This window comes from Chlorogloeopsis sp. ULAP02 (assembly GCF_038404745.2).
GTDB lineage: Bacteria > Cyanobacteriota > Cyanobacteriia > Cyanobacteriales > Nostocaceae > Chlorogloeopsis.
Map to the genome: position 1 here is coordinate 130,719 of NZ_JAYKTT020000012.1, position 13,688 is coordinate 144,406.

A 13,688-nucleotide genomic window follows, 5' to 3' on the forward strand; every position below is an offset into this window, starting at 1 on the left:
GTTTATGCTGACGCAACGCCAACATACGATCCTCATTGTCGATGATGTACAAGACAATCGGGAAAAGTATCGGTGCTATTTAACAACCGATTCAGACATCACTTATACGATCTTGGAGGCAAAATCAGCAAAGGATACCTTAGCGCTGTGTTGCACTTTAGCGAATGGAAGCAAATCTTGCACACTTGATGTAATTCTCTTAAAATACCACCTCAACGATGGAGATGGATTAGAAGTTTTAGCAGCACTGAAAGCCCAACTGGGAAAAACCTGTCCTCCTGTGGTGATTATTGATGGTGACAATAGCGCCATAGCAGTGCGGGCAATTAAAGGCGGAGCCGAAGATTATCTTGTTTACGATCAACTCACATCAGAGCAGTTACGGTACACAATGCAAAGTGCAATTGAAAATGCCGAATTGCGTCGAGCACTGCACGAAAGCGAAGAAAGATTCCGCACCTCAGTCGAGAATATGCTTGATTGCTTCGGCATCTACTCGGCAATTCGCAATGAAGTGGGGGAAATCGTAGACTTCCGAGTGGAGTATGTCAACGCTGCTGCCTGTGAAGCCAATCAAATGACAAAAGAACAACAGCTTGGCAAAAGACTATGTGAATTGCTGCCTGCTCATCGCGAGAGTGGGTTATTTGCAGAATACTGTCGGGTTGTAGAAACAGGCGAACCGCTAGTCAAAGAATCACTTATTTACTCTGATGTTTACGGACACAAACGGCTCACTAGAGCTTTCGATATCCGAGTCACTAAATTAGAAGATGGGTTTGTTGCTGCATGGCGAGACATTACCCAAACTAAGCAATCTGAAGAGGAAGCACTTCGAGAAAGCGAACGGCGCTTCCGTGCTATTTTTAATTCCACGTTTCAATTTATCGGACTGCTCACCATTGACGGCATCTTGATTGAAGTTAATCAGACAGCACTCGATTTTGGTGGCTTAACCCACGCTGATGTCATTAATCATCCTTTTTGGGAAACACGGTGGTGGACAATTTCATCCCAAACTCAAGAGCAACTCAAAGCCGCGATCGCTCAAGCTGCAAGCGGAGAATTTGTGCGCTATGAAGTCGATATCTGGGGAGCAGGCGAGCAAGTTACTACGATTGATTTCTCCCTCAAACCTGTGCGTGATGAGTCAGGGCAAGTAAGTCTGTTGATTCCAGAAGGACGAGATATTAGTGAACGAGTGCGCCTTAGAGGCGATCGCCAAAAATTAGAAGCCTCATTGCAAGCAGCAAACAAGCAGTTAGAGCAACGAGTGGTAGAACGCACTGCCCAGTTACAGCAAGCAAATGCCACAATTGCTGAACGCGAGGCAACACTGCGGGCTTATTACGACAACGCACCGATGCAGATGGGAGTTGTCGAATTGACTGAGAACGATATTATTCACATCTACGACAACGCTGCTACTTGCCGCTTCTTTGGACGTCAACCAGGCAGTACAAGCAAAAAACTTGCCAGTGAGCTAGGAGCACCCCCTACTGCCATCCAAACGTGGCTTACCCAGTATCACAAATCACAGGCGCAGGGAAAACCAGTGCAGTTCGAGTATATCCACGAGGATAGTCAAAGCAATCTGCGTTACTTGTCAGTGACAGTCTTCCCCATTGATCCAGCCTTATTTGGGTGTCCTCGATTTTGCTACGTCGCCGAAGACATCAGCGAACGTAAACGGGTGGAAGAAGCTCTCCGGCAAAGCCAAGCCCAACTTCAGCAGCAACTAGCAGAAATTGAATCTATCTACCAATCAGCCCCGATTGGACTAAACGTCATTGACACCAACCTGCGCTTTGTGCGGATTAATGAACGATTGGCACAAATTAATGGATTGCCTGCACAAGAACATATCGGGCGCACTGTACGAGAGGTGCTACCACATCTAGCCGATGAAGTCGAACCGTTGTTACGCCAGGTATTGGCGGGAGAGCCGCTTTTAAATGTAGAAATTCATGGGGAAACTCCGGCTCAACCTGGTGTGCAGCGAATTTGGTTAGAACACTTTTTACCATTAAAAGTTAATAACCAGATTATTGGCATCAGCACGGTTTGTGAGGAAATCACTGATCGCAAGCAGCATGAAGCTAAGTTACGACAAGTGCTGCAAAAACTGAACTTCCACGTTGAGAACTCCCCCTTAGGAGTAATTGAGTGGGATCGGGACTTTCGGGTGTCGCGCTTCTCAAAAGAAGCCGAACGCATTTTCGGTTGGCAAGCAGAGGAATTACTAGGCAAGCGATTTGATGAGTGGAAGCTCATTTATGAGGAAGATACCGAACGAGTGACAAGTATAGTCAAGCGATTAGCCGAAGGTATTGAACCGCGAGTAGCAATCCAGAATCGCAACTACACCAAAGCCGGAACAGTAATTGATTGTCAGTGGTATGACTCTGCCTTATTAGATGAGTCTGGCAACCTAGTTTCAGTGCTATCACTGGTTTTAGATGTGAGCGATCGCGTCCGGCTATTAGCGGAGCGCGAGCGAGTGTTGCAACAAGAACAAGCAGCCCGCGAGCAAGCTGAACGCGCCAACCGCGTCAAAGATGAATTTCTGGCCGTTCTTTCCCACGAGCTGCGTACGCCGCTTAACCCCATCCTTGGTTGGGCTAAATTACTTAAAAGCGGCAAGTTAAATGCACAAAAGACAGCTGAAGCTTTAAATATTATTGAGCGCAATGCCAAATTACAGGTTGACCTAATTGAGGATTTGCTGGATGTGTCTCGCATTCTTCAAGGCAAGCTCACCCTGAATGTTTCCACAATTAATTTAGAATCCATAATTTCAGCAGCTATAGAAACAGTGCGTTTAGCAGCCGAAACAAAAGAAATTCAGATTCAAACTATTATTGAACCAAATGTAGGGCAAGTTGCAGGTGATCCTGCCCGCTTACAACAAGTTGTTTGGAATCTCCTGTCCAATGCTGTCAAATTTACTTCCACCGGTGGGCGAGTGGAAATCAAGCTAGAGCGTGTAGTTGCAGATGCTCAAATTACCGTTACTGACACTGGCAAAGGCATCAATCCAAAATTTTTACCACTAATATTTGATTACTTTTGTCAAGAGGACGCCTCAACCACCAGAAAATTTGGCGGACTAGGGTTAGGACTGGCAATTGTCCGTAAGTTAGTAGAACTACACGGCGGTATGATTGAGGCTAATAGCCCAGGTATGGGGCAGGGAGCTACTTTCATTGTCAGACTACCGTTAATGACTCCTCACTTAGAGACTTCTGTTGACAAACAACGGCAAGATGTATCGTTGGATTTAAGCGGCATCAAAATTTTAGTTGTAGATGATGATGCCGATTCGCGGGATTTTGTGAGCTTTGTGCTGGAATTGTATGGGGCAGAAATTATTAAAGCTGCATCGGCACCTGAAGCGCTACAAATTTTGGCACACTCAAAGCTAGATATTCTTATTAGTGATATTGGTATGCCTGAGATGGATGGCTATCAAATGTTACGACAAATTAGAAGTAGGACAGCGGATCATGGTGGACAAATTCCTGCCATTGCACTTACAGCCTATGCTGGAGAATTTGACCAACAACAAGCACTTACGGCAGGTTTTCAACTGCACATCCCTAAACCATTGGAACCAGAGACTCTAGCCGCCGCAGTTGCCAGATTGGCTGGAGTGACCAAAAAATGACCACAGGCTAATTCCAATCTTGTTCTTCCCTCTTAGCACGACTTTTGTAAATTCCGCCTAGATCATGAAGAGCGCGAGTTTTCTCGAATAACTCCGCTTCGCTCAAACCCCACTGCTGCATAATTTGATCTAAATCCTGTTGAATGTCTCGCGCCCCAGGAAAGCCTTGATAGCGAATGCGTAGCCTTGCTAGTTCTGCTAAATTATACTCTGTCGCTTCCTGAGCCATTAAATTCTCAACTAAAGGGCGATCGCGATTATATAAGGGATGTTGTTGATCTTTAGCTTCTGCGCTCATAATTGAGTGTGATATCGTTGGTAGTTGTTAATTGTTAATTGCTATTAGCCATTAGCCATTAACTATTTTCCACTCCCTCATCTGTATTTTCTGCTTCTGGGAATAGGTGGCAAACACACCTTTGCCCTTACGGCTCTCCTCACTGCGGTTAAACTGGAAATAAAGATACATTATCCGTAAGGACAATCATTAGACAAAAGTTCAGGTGAGGGTGAATATAATTTTGCCCATAGCCCAAGCAGCAAGGGAGCAAGACCCGCTATGTTTGAACATTTTACTTCCGAAGCTATTAAAGTAGTTATGCTCGCCCAGGAGGAAGCACGTCGGCTGGGTCACAACTTTGTAGGGACTGAACAAATTCTCCTGGGTTTGCTAGGAGAAGGAACTGGGGTTGCTGCCAAAGTGCTGACGGAATTGGGCGTTACTCTCAAAGACGCACGTCGCGAAGTCGAAAGAATTATCGGTCGGGGTTCTGGCTTTGTACCGCCAGAAATTCCTTTTACCCCGAAAGTAAAAACTTTGTTCGAGCAATCATTTAAAGAAGCTCGCAATCTCGGACACAATTATATTGGTACTGAACACTTGCTTTTGGGGCTAACTGAGGCAGGTGAAGGAGTCGCCGCTAAAGTACTACAAAATTTAGGGGTTGATCTCTCACAAATTCGCACTATAGTAATTCGTCGTTTGGGTGAAGTAACATCTGTCGGTGCTGGTAGCAGTGGCAGTCCCAGACGTACCCAAACGCTTACTTTAGAAGAATATGGTAGAAATCTTACCAAACTAGCACAAGAAGGTAAGCTTGATCCTGTAGTCGGTCGCGAAAAGGAAATTGAACGTTCAGTCCAAATTCTTGGTCGTCGCACAAAGAATAACCCAGTTTTAATTGGCGAACCTGGAGTTGGTAAGACAGCGATCGCCGAAGGTTTAGCCCAACGTATTGCCAACCAAGATGTCCCTGACATTCTCCAAGACAAGCAAGTTATCAGCCTGGATATGGGCTTATTGGTAGCAGGCACTCGCTTCCGTGGCGATTTTGAGGAACGTCTCAAAAAAATCATGGAGGAAATCCGTTCTACTGGTAACATCATCCTCGTGATTGATGAAATGCACACCCTTGTTGGAGCAGGTGGTGTAGAAGGTGGCATGGATGCTGCTAATATCCTCAAGCCAGCATTGGCAAAGGGAGAAATGCAGTGTATTGGTGCAACGACCCTGGATGAGTATCGCCAGCATATCGAACGCGATGCTGCACTAGAGCGCCGTTTTCAACCAATCATGGTTGGCGAACCCTCGGTAGAAGAAACTCTCGAAATTCTCCATGGCTTACGTTCAGCTTATGAGCAACACCATAGAGTCCAAATTTTGGATGAAGCCCTAGTTGCTGCCGCTCAATTATCTGATCGCTACATTAGTGATCGCTTCTTACCAGATAAAGCGATCGACTTGATTGACGAAGCTGGTTCTCGCGTCCGTTTGCGGCACTCAACCGCTGTTGCTAATCGCGAACTCAAACGTGAATTAGCCACAATTACCAAAGCCAAAGACGAAGCCGTCAGAGCACAAAACTTTGACAAAGCAGGAAATTTACGCGATCGCGAGTTGGAAATTGAAGCTCAACTAGCTGAACCACAAGATGGTCAATCTGTCAACAAACCTGTTGTTGATGAAGAAGACATCGCTCAAATTGTCGCTTCTTGGACTAACATCCCTGTCAACAAGCTAACCGAATCTGAGTCCGAAATGCTGTTGCATTTAGAAGACACCCTGCATCAGCGGCTCATCGGTCAAGAGCAAGCAGTGACGGCAGTATCTCGTGCCATCCGCCGCGCTCGTGTAGGCTTGAAAAATCCGAATCGACCAATTGCTAGCTTTATTTTCTCTGGCCCGACTGGAGTTGGCAAGACAGAATTGGCGAAAGCTTTAGCAGCTTACTTCTTCGGTTCTGAAGAAGCAATGATTCGCCTTGATATGTCTGAATTTATGGAACGCCATACCGTCTCCAAGCTGATTGGTTCACCTCCTGGTTACGTAGGATACGACGAAGGCGGCCAGTTAACCGAAGCAGTGCGACGTAGACCATACACAGTGTTGCTATTCGACGAAATCGAGAAAGCGCACCCCGATGTATTCAATATGCTGCTGCAAATGATGGATGATGGCCGTCTCACCGATGCCAAAGGTCGAGTAGTGGACTTTAAAAACACACTGATCATTTTGACTTCCAACATCGGTTCTCGCGTCATTGAAAAAGGCGGCGGTGGTTTAGGCTTCCAGTTTGGCGAAGATGAAGCCGAAGCAAGTTACAACCGCATTAAGTCTTTGGTGAACGAAGAGCTAAAAGCTTACTTCCGTCCAGAATTCCTTAATCGTCTAGACGAGATAATTGTCTTCACTCAACTCAAGAGAGATGAAGTTAAGCAAATCGCACAGATTATGCTCAAGGAAGTTGCTAGCCGCTTAACTGAAAAGGATATTGCCTTAGAAGTTACAGAACGTTTCCAAGAACGTGTAGTCCAAGAAGGCTACAACCCCAGTTACGGTGCAAGACCTTTACGTCGGGCAATTATGCGCCTCTTAGAAGATTCTCTGGCTGAGGCAATGTTATCTGGTCAAATCGTAGCAGGTGACACAGCTATTGTAGATGTTGACGATGATGGTCAGGTAATAGTAAGCAAGTCAGAAAAACCAGAGTTGCTTTTAGCAAGTGTTGGCTAATCTTTACTATGACCACACCAACATTTGCCAGTACTCTAATTCCCTACGCTGGGTAAAACAATCGAGTAACTCCTTCAAGCAAAAATTTGGTGAATATTTACCCCTGGTAGTATTATCAGGGGTTTTATCTTATATCAATCTTTGAAAGAAACGCTCAAGAGTGAATTTACCGAATCTAATACCCCCTTTACCCTAGACAAGAAAACCCGCGCCGTTACTAAAGTTCGGCGTCGGGAATGAGTATGTCACTACTAGTAAATTAGAATTAGTTCAAAAAGACACTGCCATTTTCTTGGATTCTGATCGCACCTTGATTGTTAGTAGCAGTTGTCTGTTCATCTAAAGATAGTTCTAACAAACCAGACTCAGATTCCGTGGGAGTAAACTTCAAAAACCCCTGATCTTGGCGAACAGCAGTAATCGTAACTGCTACTGGTAAATCTCGCAGCACAACTTCGTCTCTACCAGAGAGCAAACGCTTTCCAGTATGGCCAATCACTTCATAAGCAACGACAGCATTAGTATTATTTTTAATTCTCACATTTACTCTGCCGTCTGTGGGCGTCACTGTGGCGATGGGCGCTTGTTGCGTTTGTGGCAGAGGTGGCTGAACAGGAACAGCGGTTGATGTACCAGGAGTACCCGGTTCTACTTGTTGAACTCCTGCCTCTAGAGCTGGTGCAGTAGCCTGTGGTTGCATTCTCTGCGTTAAAGCATTAGGCGGACATCCTTGCGGAACTAAAACTCTACTATTATGCGGCTCCTCGTAAAAAATACTAGGACAGGGATTAACTTGAGAACCAGAACGAATCGAAGACTGTTGTTGAGCCATAGCTGCGTATGGTATTGCTGGCAAGCCAATCAGCAAGCCTCCGCCAATAGCACCTACTAACCCAGCAGATTTACGAAAAGTTTTATTCATGATTTACCTCTAGCCTTACAACAATCAAATAAAGCTCAATCACTAAGTTGTTTAAAAAATTTTTGATTTCTATAAATCTAAAGTATTAATTTATAAATTAACAAATGAAGAAAATATAATTCCTCTAACTGAAGAGATGTAATTAAAGAAAAAATTATATTTTTGTTTCAACCAAAAGAATGATAAAGTTGGTAAATTTTATATTTAATTGTTTATTTTTCTAAATTATTAGTTAATATAATCATATATTTAAGAGTAGTTAGGATAATTTTATTTTGTTAATATACATCTACTTTGAGTATTAGTTGAATTTTAAATCTCAAGGTAGATGACTTTATAAATAAAATTTTTAATAGAAATTGTGTGTCAATTTGCAAACACGGATGGGCGATCGCGTAACTCAAACTTTGGATACATAACATCATCAACTTCTGGAAGATGTTAAGTATTTTTGACCTGTGCGACTCTTGGTTAAGAAGAAAGCAGACACGCCTTAAAAAAGTAAATATTAAGAAGCACAGGAAAAAACAATGCCAGACGAAACAATAAGAAAAGACCTTCCGGAAATTGATCCAACAGAGATTGAAGACACTAGAACTTTTATCGCTGATGAGCATAGATCTTTCCTTGAGAAGGTTATGGTCAAAGCTGGATTTGCAGACCTGTACGATGCTAGAGACTTTACCGAAGTTGTATTTCGCGTCATGCGTGACTTGATGACGACAGAAGCCGCAGATCGCGTCGAGGCAGAACTGCATCAAGAGGCTGTACCTACCAACGAAAAAGCCCTACAGATGGAAGTTGCTGAACTCTGGAGAGACACTAATCCAATTGTGGGATTTTTAAGCAGAGTTCGTCCACCTTGGCAAGGCCCAGGCATCTTCAAAATTGATTCTGATCGTTTCCTATTTAGGGTTGCAAATGAATCAGGGATGCCGAGAAGCGTTGAACGAGAGCAAGCAGTACAAGCCGTATTCTCTGCTACCAAAGATGAGCTTTCCGAGGAACGGATTCAGGAAATCGCAAGTTGGCTCCCCGGACATGTACGTGAACTTTGGGAACAGGCTTAATTAATATAATTAATAAAGTCACCTTCCAAAAAGCAATCTTGCAATATCACCCATAACAAATCTGCAAACTTTACCAGTCTTCAGACAAGGCACAGGCAGAAGGTATTCCTACTAATTGCCTTCTGCTATCTGCCTTTTATCTTCTGCCTTCTTCAAGGGTAAAGTGACGGTAATTGTTGTGCCAATACCAACAGCACTGTCAACTTGGATTTGTCCTTGGTGATTTTCAACAATAGCTTGGGCGATCGCTAACCCTAATCCTGAACCAGTGGTATTTTCTGCTGCTGTCTTCTCATTAGTATGAGTGCGTGCCGGATCTACTCGATAAAAACGGTCAAATAAGCGGGGTAAGGCTTCTTTTGGAATACCAATACCAGTATCACCGATTTTAATTTGTAAATGAGGGCCGCTATAGTAACGCAGTCCAGAAACGCGATTTATCCCCTCTATCCGTTCTAATTCTACATTTACCCGTCCACCAGACGGAGTGTAACGTAAGGCATTGCCAATTAAATTTGTAAACAACCGCACTAGCTGATCCCAATTGCCCACAAATGAGAACCAATCTTCTAGTATTTCAGGGCTAATTTCTAGGCTAGGAGGATCAATGAATTTGAAGGTAAGAGTAATATTTTTTTCAGTTGCTAACAGTTGCTGTTCTTCTACCACTTCCATTAGCAAAGCATCTAAAGGACAAGGAGAAAAACTTTCTTTGCTAATACCGCTATCTTGCCGTGCCAAAAAGAGTAAATCGTTAACTAATCTACCTAAGCGTTGTGTTAGCCGTTCTATTAACTTTAATTGTTGTTTGTAATGTAAAAGTGTAGGGCTATCGGTCTGTGCTAACTCCAAGTCAGTCAGGGCAACTTGTACATTTGTTTGAATTAGAGCAATGGGACTTCTGAGTTCGTGAGAAGCATCAGCAGTAAACTGCTTGAGACGTTGATAAGACTCCCGTACAGGTTCCATAGCTTTACCAGACAGAAACCAACCGCTTGCCGCTACAGAAACCACCATTAACCCAGTACCTAATGCCAAATCAAAAATCAACTGCCGACTCGGTTTTGTAACTTCAAACCAGGGATGGCTAACACGCAGATATCCTAACACCTGTTTGCCAATTTCTACCCGTTGCGTGACTTGCCGTAATAAAACTCCTGATTCTTCAGCATGAAATTTTGAGCCAGCAGATGAAATGAGTGAGAAAGTGGGAAGATTCTTCTCCTTGTCCCCTGTTCCCTGTCCCCCCAACCCTCCTCTCCTCACCACATACACAGTTTCTCCAGTGCGATTGACGTGAATGGGAATATCTAGCGGTTCTGATAAAGTTGACCAAAGTAATTCACCAGTGGGGCTAAACCACTCTAAGTCAATATGATCATCTTCTGCGCTATCGGCATTGCCACGAAAACTCGCCTCCACATTTATACGGTATTTACCAATGTCAGAGTTAACAGATTCAATGACAAGCGATCGCTCTACTATTTCCACCACATGATTCAAAGTATCGTCAATCCGCTCAATCAAAGTGCTGCGGACATACAAATATACGCCAATGGCAAATAATAGCAGTAGTACGGCAGTTATAGCAGTGTACCAAAGAGCAAGACGGCGACGAGTAGTTTGAAACATACAGTAGAAGTCAGAAGTCAGAATACAGAAGTAAAACAGGCGTTATACCAGGCTTTGAGACGAAGATTTATACCTCACTCATCCGCAAACTGGTGTAGTTGTAGCAATCAAATACAGAACTATTAGCGATCGCTAGTTTTATGCTGCCCTGTTTCAAGAATCAACAGAATTGGAAATGAAGTTTAAATTAGAACCCATCTGACAATCTAAACAAACTTCATTACTTGCGGAGGATATAAAAGTGTACCGCATCCTATTCACGTTGGTTCTAATTGTAACGGTTGGAATATCAAGTCTGTTTCTACCGTTCAAATCTGGTGCTGCTACAGAGACTCATACTGCCCCTTTGTTTAACAATCTTGGCAACTATCATCATCCCATTTCTACAAAATCGCCACTTGCCCAGCGTTACTTTGACCAAGGGTTAATTTTAGCTTACGGTTTTAACCATGCCGAGGCCGAACGTTCCTTCCGAGCAGCAGCCAAGCTCGATCCAAATTGTGCGATCTGTAACTGGGGAACTGCCCTCGTGCTTGGCTCAAACATCAACGCTGCTATGGATGATGAAGCTGTGTCTGTAGCGTGGGAAGCACTGCACAAAGCAGTGAAACTGAGTAAAAAGGAGCAGGCTTACATCCAGGCTTTGACAAAGCGCTACTCGCAAAAACCGACGAAAGACCGTAAATCTCTAGAGATTGCTTATGCAAAAGCAATGGGAGAGGTAGCGAAAAGTTATCCGGATGACTTAGATGCTGCGACTTTGTTTGCTGAAGCATTAATGAACACTATGCCTTGGAATTACTGGCAAGAAAATGGTAAACCGAAGCCGGAAACTCAAGAAGTGCTTGCGAGTTTGGAGTCAGTTTTACAAAAAAATCCCAATCATCCTGGGGCAAATCACTTGTATATCCACGCAGTGGAAGCTGCAAAGCCTGAACTAGGTATAGCAGCAGCCGATCGCCTGGGCAATTTAGTACCGGGTGCTGGACACCTCGTGCATATGCCTTCCCACATCTACATTCGTGTCGGGCGCTATCACGATGCTGCCATTGCCAACCAAAAAGCCATTGCCGCAGACAAAGCATATACTACCCAATGCCACAAACAAGGTATGTATCCTCTAGCGTATATGCCGCACAATCACCATTTTCTGTGGGCTGCTGCCACGATGGCAGGGAACCAAAAATTGGCAATGCAAGCTGCCCGCGATACCGCAGCGATGGCGGATGAAAAGAAGATGCGGGAACCTGGATATGGAACACTACAGCATTACTATTCGATGCCGCTTTACACCCAGACTCGGTTTGGCAAGTGGGATGATATTCTTGCGCAGCCAGCCCCAGCCAAAGACTTGAAGTATCCTATGGGAGTTTGGCATTATGCACGAGGAACTGCTTTTACAGCTAAAGCTCAATTCAAACAAGCAAAACAGGAACTAGAAAAATTAAAAGCGATCGCTGCCGATTCGACATTGAAAACAGTAACAATTTGGGATATTAACATTACTAGCAGTTTGCTGAACATTGCATCTGAAGTTTTGGCAGGTAAACTAGCAGCTAAACAGGGTGATTACAAAAATGCGATCGCTCATCTTGAAACGGCAATCACTTTGGAAGACAAACTCAACTACGACGAACCACCGCCTTGGCATTATCCAGTTCGTCAAACTTTGGGAGCAATTTTACTTCAGGCTAATCGTCCTAAAGAAGCTGAGATTGCATATCGAGAAGACTTGCAAAGCTTTCCTGAAAATGGCTGGTCGTTATTTGGACTTGCAAAAAGTCTAGAGGCACAGGGAAAAACTAAAGAAGCTCAAGTAGTGCAAAAACGTTTTGTAACCGCTTGGAAATATGCTGATTTATCCCCTCTCACAACAATCCGCGATAGCGAATAAAAACCAAAATCACCGCCCACGAACCCAATGCGACTTTGATTGCAACCAGAATATTGAGCAGTGGAACAACTCCACCACTGACAAGTGCGCCCAACTCTCCGTGTGGTAATTCTACTCCTGCCAAAGTTATCACCGCCAGCACAATGAAAATCAGAACCGAAATCTTTTCCCATGTGGCAGCATGCCAGCGCTTGTAGAGTGCCTGCATCCACTCCGATGAAGAGGTAATTGCCACAAGCCCGATCGCCGTTCCGCCCGCTACTCCAGCCGCAAAACCACCACCCGGACTCAAATGCCCCCGAATCGCCAGCTCGATACCCACCAAAGCAGCTATTGTCGCTCCCAGACGTGCCAGAACAATTGACGGTTGATCTGTAAACTGATAGATCGTGCAGGATGGCCTTTCATTTGCCAGCAAAAAATTGGCACCTAAGATCGCAATCGTAAATACTACTACCTCATAGATAGTGTCATACAGACGGTTCCTAAAAATGATACCCGAAACCGCATTAGGCACCCCACTATCTCTTACAACCGACTCAACGATAGAGATTGACAAGTCCGGCGCTGGATTGGGAATGACGAGCATTTTGATAAACAGCGCTATCCCTGCTAAGATATACAGCCATTTCATGGATGCTTCTCCCTTGAGTCTGGTGTACTTACATAAGTTAGGGTTGTCCCTGGTGATGAAAGTTCATTTTGGATGATGTCATAGACGCGTTGAACCCTAGTCACGGTGTGATAGGGTTGCTTTTCGTTCCCATAAACTGTACCGTCTTGCTGGCTGTGTTCCGATGGGGTACAGATCGCATGGACTTCCTTGTCCATCAGCGCCCGGTGCAAAGCTTGTGTATTTGTATACGGCACCAATTCAAGACGCATATGGCGTTTACTAAAAATAGTTCTGAAGTTATCCATCAGTTGCCCACAATAGCGATTGTTATCAGCCTCGCTAGACTCGTCTTGAAGCACGCCAAGACGCATAACCAGCGATGAACGCACCGCAACAGCATAGAGAGTAATTGCGAGCATGGTACCTACCAATGCTTCAGTTAAAGCAACATCTGCCGCCCCTAAAACAACATATACTAACGCTGCCACTGCTCCGAGGATGCCGCGGATTACCAAAGCGTGATATGGATTAACTTGAAGTACTACCATAGACGCAGCCAAGGGCAGCAGAGCAACTATGATATAGACATAGCTGTCATTCATTGTCGCCTCCGCCACTAGAACAATATGCCAACACATACCCTAGCATCGTATTCCAAATTGCTAAGGAGATAATGGCAAGGATAAGTAATGGCCATTCACTGGGTATCTTCAGAAGCAACCCGACGATCACACTCATAGATCCGAGGGTATCTGCAACCGAAAGACTATGCAGTTTGAATAATACCGATCGCTTGCCGAGCAGGTGAGAAGTTCCCCAAAACCAAAAGACGATGCCTACGCCGATACAGGTATAGCTAAACAGGTTGATCATA

At 44.4% G+C, this 13,688-nt stretch carries 10 protein-coding genes; 4 read left to right on the forward strand and 6 right to left on the reverse strand.

Translation table 11 applies throughout. From position 1 onward, the window contains the following. The first annotated feature begins 4 nt into the window (after nt 1-4). Complete coding sequence (locus tag U2718_RS07445) at nt 5-3,667, forward strand: PAS domain-containing protein (protein ID WP_341993289.1); 3,663 nt, start codon at nt 5-7, stop codon at nt 3,665-3,667. 7 nt (nt 3,668-3,674) lie between these two features. Here U2718_RS07445 and U2718_RS07450 read toward each other — a convergent pair whose 3' ends face one another. Beyond that, entirely contained in the window at nt 3,675-3,965 is a 291-nt protein-coding gene (locus U2718_RS07450) for a DUF3288 family protein (RefSeq protein ID WP_341993290.1), read from the reverse strand. 261 nt (nt 3,966-4,226) lie between these two features. On the opposite strand from U2718_RS07450, the gene U2718_RS07455 reads away from it, so the two are divergent. Beyond that, the gene (locus U2718_RS07455) at nt 4,227-6,680 is read left to right on the forward strand and encodes an ATP-dependent Clp protease ATP-binding subunit (protein ID WP_341993291.1); all 2,454 of its coding nucleotides are present in this window, start codon (nt 4,227-4,229) and stop codon (nt 6,678-6,680) included. A 265-nt stretch (nt 6,681-6,945) separates the two neighbouring features. Here U2718_RS07455 and U2718_RS07460 read toward each other — a convergent pair whose 3' ends face one another. Next, entirely contained in the window at nt 6,946-7,602 is a 657-nt protein-coding gene (locus U2718_RS07460) for a hypothetical protein (RefSeq protein WP_341993292.1), read from the reverse strand. A gap of 530 nt (nt 7,603-8,132) precedes the next feature. Here U2718_RS07460 and U2718_RS07465 point away from each other — a divergent pair. Then, nucleotides 8,133-8,672, forward strand: coding sequence for a DUF2267 domain-containing protein (locus U2718_RS07465; protein ID WP_341993293.1), 540 nt, complete (start codon nt 8,133-8,135; stop codon nt 8,670-8,672). Between the two features lie 111 nt (nt 8,673-8,783). Here the strand turns inward: U2718_RS07465 and U2718_RS07470 are convergent, their stop codons facing one another. Further along, complete coding sequence (locus U2718_RS07470; RefSeq protein ID WP_341993294.1) at nt 8,784-10,304, reverse strand: HAMP domain-containing sensor histidine kinase; 1,521 nt, start codon at nt 10,302-10,304, stop codon at nt 8,784-8,786. Nucleotides 10,305-10,545: 241 nt separating this feature from the next. On the opposite strand from U2718_RS07470, the gene U2718_RS07475 reads away from it, so the two are divergent. After that, nucleotides 10,546-12,198 carry a hypothetical protein gene (locus U2718_RS07475; protein ID WP_341993295.1) on the forward strand — a complete coding sequence of 551 codons (1,653 nt, stop codon included), beginning with the start codon at nt 10,546-10,548 and terminating at the stop codon, nt 12,196-12,198. On the opposite strand, the gene U2718_RS07480 is transcribed toward U2718_RS07475, so the two are convergent. Genes U2718_RS07480 through U2718_RS07490 form a run of 3 tightly spaced genes read right to left on the reverse strand, consistent with a single transcriptional unit; the run spans nt 12,173 to nt 13,687 of the window. After that, entirely contained in the window at nt 12,173-12,832 is a 660-nt protein-coding gene (locus tag U2718_RS07480) for a Na(+)/H(+) antiporter subunit B (protein WP_341993296.1), read from the reverse strand. The genes U2718_RS07475 and U2718_RS07480 overlap by 26 nt on opposite strands. Continuing rightward, the gene (locus U2718_RS07485) at nt 12,829-13,416 is read right to left on the reverse strand and encodes a DUF4040 domain-containing protein (protein WP_341993297.1); all 588 of its coding nucleotides are present in this window, start codon (nt 13,414-13,416) and stop codon (nt 12,829-12,831) included. The genes U2718_RS07480 and U2718_RS07485 overlap by 4 nt, the downstream gene beginning before the upstream one ends. Further along, the gene (locus U2718_RS07490; protein WP_341993298.1) at nt 13,409-13,687 is read right to left on the reverse strand and encodes a monovalent cation/H(+) antiporter subunit G; all 279 of its coding nucleotides are present in this window, start codon (nt 13,685-13,687) and stop codon (nt 13,409-13,411) included. Before U2718_RS07490 ends, U2718_RS07485 begins: the two co-directional genes overlap by 8 nt. Between the last annotated feature and the right edge of the window lies 1 nt (nt 13,688).